At 36.9% G+C, this 5,056-nt stretch carries 8 protein-coding genes; 4 read left to right on the top strand and 4 right to left on the bottom strand.

The features are described from left to right. The first annotated feature begins 850 nt into the window (after window positions 1-850). From ACNF42_RS08430 to ACNF42_RS08420, 3 genes are read left to right on the top strand one after another with little or no spacing between them, the layout of a single operon-like run. The gene (locus ACNF42_RS08430) at window positions 851-1,090 is read left to right on the top strand and encodes an antitoxin VapB family protein (protein ID WP_443340327.1); all 240 of its coding nucleotides are present in this window, start codon (window positions 851-853) and stop codon (window positions 1,088-1,090) included. After that, a complete protein-coding gene (locus tag ACNF42_RS08425) occupies window positions 1,087-1,479 on the top strand; it encodes a PIN domain-containing protein (RefSeq protein ID WP_443340326.1) in 393 nt (130 codons plus the stop codon). The genes ACNF42_RS08430 and ACNF42_RS08425 overlap by 4 nt, the downstream gene beginning before the upstream one ends. Window positions 1,480-1,505: 26 nt before the next feature. Beyond that, a complete protein-coding gene (locus tag ACNF42_RS08420; RefSeq protein WP_443340325.1) occupies window positions 1,506-1,961 on the top strand; it encodes a tetratricopeptide repeat protein in 456 nt (151 codons plus the stop codon). A gap of 171 nt (window positions 1,962-2,132) precedes the next feature. Here the strand turns inward: ACNF42_RS08420 and ACNF42_RS08415 are convergent, their stop codons facing one another. From ACNF42_RS08415 to ACNF42_RS08400, 4 genes are all read right to left on the bottom strand, one after another. After that, entirely contained in the window at window positions 2,133-2,384 is a 252-nt protein-coding gene (locus ACNF42_RS08415) for a type II toxin-antitoxin system RelE family toxin (RefSeq protein WP_443340324.1), read from the bottom strand. Window positions 2,385-2,386: 2 nt separating this feature from the next. After that, window positions 2,387-2,647, bottom strand: a complete 261-nt coding sequence (locus ACNF42_RS08410) for a DUF7557 family protein (RefSeq protein ID WP_443340323.1) — start codon at window positions 2,645-2,647, stop codon at window positions 2,387-2,389. A gap of 419 nt (window positions 2,648-3,066) precedes the next feature. Beyond that, complete coding sequence (locus tag ACNF42_RS08405) at window positions 3,067-3,444, bottom strand: type II toxin-antitoxin system VapC family toxin (RefSeq protein WP_443340322.1); 378 nt, start codon at window positions 3,442-3,444, stop codon at window positions 3,067-3,069. After that, entirely contained in the window at window positions 3,441-3,653 is a 213-nt protein-coding gene (locus ACNF42_RS08400; RefSeq protein WP_443340321.1) for an antitoxin VapB family protein, read from the bottom strand. The genes ACNF42_RS08405 and ACNF42_RS08400 overlap by 4 nt, the downstream gene beginning before the upstream one ends. A 599-nt stretch (window positions 3,654-4,252) precedes the next feature. Here ACNF42_RS08400 and ACNF42_RS08395 point away from each other — a divergent pair. Continuing rightward, window positions 4,253-5,056: peroxidase family protein (locus tag ACNF42_RS08395; RefSeq protein WP_443340320.1), on the top strand; the 804-nt coding region annotated here is incomplete at its 3' end.

The following is a 5,056-nucleotide window of genomic DNA, read 5'->3' as shown; positions in this document are numbered from 1 at the left end:
TGATCCCCTTGGAAAATCCATGAAGATATCAACCCTCTTTCCCTGGTGGTCGAACTTTATTTCCTTAATGATCCATGGATCCTCTAAACCTAGAAGCTTCCTGAAAAGTTCCTCTGATTTCACAAAATGTAAATGAATGAGCGTTTATAACTTACCCCCAAAGAGTTGAAGAGATCCGAAAATTTGATAATTTCTTCCTTTGACTTCCGGTATTATCCTCTTTTTTCTCTACTTTCGATGAAATTTCTTAAATAATTGATAGCTTACCCTATCCATTGATGATCTTCAATGCATGTACATTATATGCAAAACATGCAAACATGAACTTCACCCTCACTCTTCTCAATGTTGTAACCATGACCTGTGAAAAATGAAACATCCTCTTAATGATTGCATATGGATATTCCACAAGCGATCTCTTTCAGAATGGCAGCGATGGCAGAGATCTTTCAGGCCATAGCCATAATCTTGGCATTTTTTTGCCTCTTTATGCTTTCAGGAAAACTGATTAAAGGAGAGAAATTTTTTCCCTGAATTTTTCTTCGAGGAATACTTATAGAAGCACTAAACAACTGGAACTTATAGATATAGGTCACAGGCAATATCGCCCCTTATATTGCCCCATAATTATCCAACAAATGAAGGTCTGTGAGTATTGAAAAATCATGAAAATAGTATTCACTTAAAACTTTAATCAAATTCCAACCGGTCCATTATAACAGTAATCAATATTCCTGAGTTGAATAACCCATAAAGAACTGAAATAATCCTTATTTAAAGTGAAACTCTAGGGGTTACCATGGAAGTAAAAACTTTATATGCCACACACACATATGTGTGTGTGAAGTAGATGGGAAGTAAAAACATATCTATCTCTGATGAAGCGTATCTAAGACTATCCCAACTAAAGTCTAGAAATGAGAGTTTCACAGATGTTATATATAGGCTTACGAATAGGACAAATATACTTGATTTAAGAGGTATTTTAAAAGAGGAGAGTGGAAAATCTTTAGAGAAAAATATTATAGAATCAAGGAGACTAAGTATGAAACGAATAGATAGACTCACAAAGGAGTTAAGTGAACTGTGATAGCTGATACTACATTCATTATTGACATAATGAAGTCTAACAAAGAGGCAATCGAAAAGGCAGAGGAAATTGAAAAGTCAGGAGGTAATATTGCGGTTACCTCTATTTCAATTTTCGAATTGTTTGTTGGAATTGGCCTTAGCATAAAGCAGGATCAAGAAAGATATAAGATTGCTCAAGTACTTAACGGTCTGTCAATAATAAGCTTTGATGAGGATTCTGCAAGAGAAGCTGGAAGGATTTTTGCACAAAAAAGAAGAAATGGATCAACAATCGATCCAGAAGACTCCATGATTGCAGGTATCTGTGCAAAAAAGAATGAGATTCTAATTACACGAAACTTAAAGCATTTCAGTGATATAGAAAATGTGAAAATTGAAAGTTATTAAAAACAAAATAGTAGATTTGGTATCCATTGATTATAGAGGAAGCATGGAAACATAGAGAAAAACCTGAAGTGATGCTAGGGAAATTCCAGGAAGTTTTTGAGGAATATCGCGAGGATTCTGTCTACTTGTTCGAATATGCAAATGCTTTGGATTTCTTGGGGAAGGAGACTGAGGCAATTCCCCTATACCAAATGGCTATTGGATTGGGACTTTCAGTAAAAATGAAAACTCAAGCTGAAATTCAATTGGGAAGTTCACTAAGCGTTATTGGAGAAAGTGAAAGTGCCATTGCGATACTGAGAAGAGTATATAAAGAAACGGGTGATCCTGCAGCCCTGGCATTCCTGTGTATTGCTTTGTTTAGGTCTGGAGAACTTGAGAGGTTCATCAAGGAAGCTCTTAGTTATATCATTTCAGGTAATCAAGGCCTATTGCCTGAATACAAAAGAGCGCTTTCACAATACCTTGATGAAATAGATTGATTTCTGAATATAATAGGATCATCCAAAACCGGAGAAACCTGGACTAAATCTTTTGTCGTTTTATAAGCAACCCGTTTTAACCTGAGGTTTGATCTGAGACAAGTACAAGTTTTTCTCTAGTATTCGCTTGAAACATTAACCAATCCAGACCAATCTATTAGGCATAAATCATCAATACACATTCTTTCTGTGACCGATCTTAACTACGAGAATTATTAACTCATTGTTTTTGATCTGATAAATCGCCCTATAGTCCCCAATCCTCAAGCTCCACAGACCCGTCAAAATTGAGGTCAACGGCTTCCCTTTCTCAGGTTCATCTTCCAGCTTTCGAAGCGACTTGATAATCCTGTTTCTGACCTCTTTGTCACATTTCCTGAGAAACTGCTCTGATTCCGCTGAGAGGACGATATCAAAAGACAATATCAGTCAAGCTCCCTACTGATCTGATCGAGAGTCTTTGTCCTTCCTGCCTTTATATCTTCGAGCCCCCGAGCAATTCCCCTCATCATTTCCGGATCAGAAAGAATCTCGAGAGTCTCAATCAGTGACTCCCTACTTGCTGCTTCAGGGGAGTAAGAGTCTATTAATCTGGAAATCAAATCGTTGTAAGATTCTCTTGGATGTATTTTCAGGTGGTTAAGTCTTTCTTTAAGTTCATTGTCAATCTGAACTGTTGTTACCATAGGTAGCAATAGGTAGCTATGGTTCTTAAACTTTATGCAGAATACAAGATTTGAAATCTAGATTGGAATACTTTACCTTCATTAGCTATTTTCCAAAAATGTATTCTTGCAGTAGGGACACCTGAGTTTGCTCTCGCTTCTCATATGGATTGCGCTCACACCACGTATCTTTATCCCGTCATTTTTATTGCGTAATATAGGTTTCCGTCAATGGCTGGATCGAACTTTACTTCGAAGTATTCACCACACTTAGGACAAGTTACGTTAAGGACCTTGGTTTCCATGATGTTGTTAAGAATTCCATTTATGATCTCCCTAGTAATTATGTGCGCAAAAGATCTAAGTGTCTTCCCTGCAAATTCTAGAAATTCAGTATTCCCTTAAGATATTAATGGAATCTCTACCGGTTCATTTTAACTTTATTTGAACAGCTTGAGACCGTTCTCAATAAAAATCTCAAAATGCTTATCCAAAGTGTAAAGTGAGCAACCGTTGTTTATTGATATGGATGCGATTATCGCGTCTATTCTTGGAACAGACTTTCCTTTTCTTTCTGCGCTTACTTCCAAGAAGGCAGACAGTTCACTATCCTTTTTGGTGTATTCCAGTGTTTCCATCTGTAAGATTAAAGTAGATCCTTTTGAATATTTTTCTATACCGTAAAGCAGCTCGTGCATGTTGACTGAACTCGTGCAATATTCTTTTCCGCTTTCCATAATTTTAAGCATGAACTCTTGGCCTCTGCTTGACTTCTTATCCATGATTTCTATGATAATGTCTGTATCCAGAAGTATCATTCTCTCTTCTCCTGCCTTTTATCTCTCATTTCAGCAAGAAACCCATCCTTGTTTTCAAAATCCACGCTTCCACGGAGAGTCAAGAGGAATTCCCTCTTGCTCTGTGATTTAACAAGTCTGTCCAGAAGTTCACTGAAACTTTCATTCTCTTTCTTAAAAGATACCAGTTCGTCATAAACTGCATTTTTAATGGTTATAGTTTTTGACATAACATATGTTTATGTTTAAGTGTAATTTATACTTTTAGACACATAATCTTAGGATTGCATTAATATCTTAGAGTCTAAGAATTCCTTTAATATTTTAAGAACGCAACTACCCATCTATTTCTAAGTTGGCTAAACTTCACTGGAATCCGATGATACCTTGTGAGCGCAAGATTCGTTAAAGGGATAGCGTAACCTGTCCATACTGAGAAAAAATGATATTTAAAATACTGAAAAAAAACAAAAATTTATAGGGAATTTTAGGCAGTCATATCATTGATCAACAGTAAATGAAGCGAAAAAATGAAAAATGGAGAGTTTCGTGAAATCCCTTATGATTATCACCGGAATTTGCAACTAAAAGCTAATTTTCCCATACTAAATACTTATTTAAAATTTATAATTTTACCAATTATATTAATTTCTCATGTTAGAACACACGGATATAGAAAGCAAAGGGCAATTTTAACGGATAGAGGGAATAACAATTTGTATAAGCAAAGATTCATAGTCTTTTCCCAATTTTATTTCTATTGTATTTAAAAGAAAATTTAAAAACCAAAGAATAAATAGTCGTAATTAATAATTATTATTAACAAATAGTGGTTATTATAAATGAGGATAAACAAAAGACTATTGAAGACTGGTGGCCAAACAGGTTAAGCTTGAGAATCCTTAGACAGAACTCGTCTAAGTCAAATCCAATGGATTTGAGTTTTGATTACAAAAGAGAATTTTTATCGCTCGACCTGAGGGAGATTAAAAAGGATATTATCACTGTCATGACAAAATCCCAGGATTGGTGGCCAGCAGATTTTGGAAACTATGGTCCCCTATTCATAAGAATGGCCTGGCATGCTGCTGGGACTTACAGGGTTACTGATGGAAGAGGTGGAGCAGGACATGCGCAGCAGAGGTTCCCACCTGTCAATAGCTGGCCTGATAATATACTGCTGGATCGCGCAAGAAGACTCTTATGGCCTGTGAAGCAGAAGTATGGGAGAAAATTATCATGGGGTGACCTCATGATCCTGGCTGGAAATACTGCTTTAGAGTATATGGGCTTTAAGACTTTTGGTTTTGGTGGCGGTCGTGAAGATGTTTATGAACCAGATGAATCAGTTTACTGGGGATCAGAGGTAAGCTGGTTATCTGATGAGAGACATACGGGTGAGGGAAATCTTATGGAACCTCTGGCAGCCGATCATATGGGTCTGATATATGTTAATCCTGAGGGACCAGGGGGAATCCCAGATCCAAAGGAGGCTGGAAAATACATAAGGCAATCATTCAGCAGGATGGCGATGAATGATGAGGAAACCGTTGCATTGATAGCTGGAGGTCATGCTTTCGGGAAGACACATGGTGCAGGACCCACATCCTATGTAGGTCCAGAACCTGAATCC

This window comes from Cuniculiplasma thermophilum (assembly GCF_052315355.1).
In the GTDB taxonomy this organism is placed as follows: Archaea; Thermoplasmatota; Thermoplasmata; order Thermoplasmatales; family Thermoplasmataceae; genus Cuniculiplasma.
Note: the sequence above shows the minus strand (reverse complement) of the source record. Positions and strands in the feature narration are given on the sequence as shown.

Bases quoted from the DNA above. Each gene is read 5' to 3' on its own strand.
- ACNF42_RS08405 (WP_443340322.1), bottom strand. From the start codon at position 3,444: ATGATACTTCTGGATACAGACATTATCATAGAAATCATGGATAAGAAG.
- ACNF42_RS08430 (WP_443340327.1), top strand. From the start codon at position 851: ATGGGAAGTAAAAACATATCTATCTCTGATGAAGCGTATCTAAGACTA.
- ACNF42_RS08410 (WP_443340323.1), bottom strand. From the start codon at position 2,647: ATGGTAACAACAGTTCAGATTGACAATGAACTTAAAGAAAGACTTAAC.
- ACNF42_RS08400 (WP_443340321.1), bottom strand. From the start codon at position 3,653: ATGTCAAAAACTATAACCATTAAAAATGCAGTTTATGACGAACTGGTA.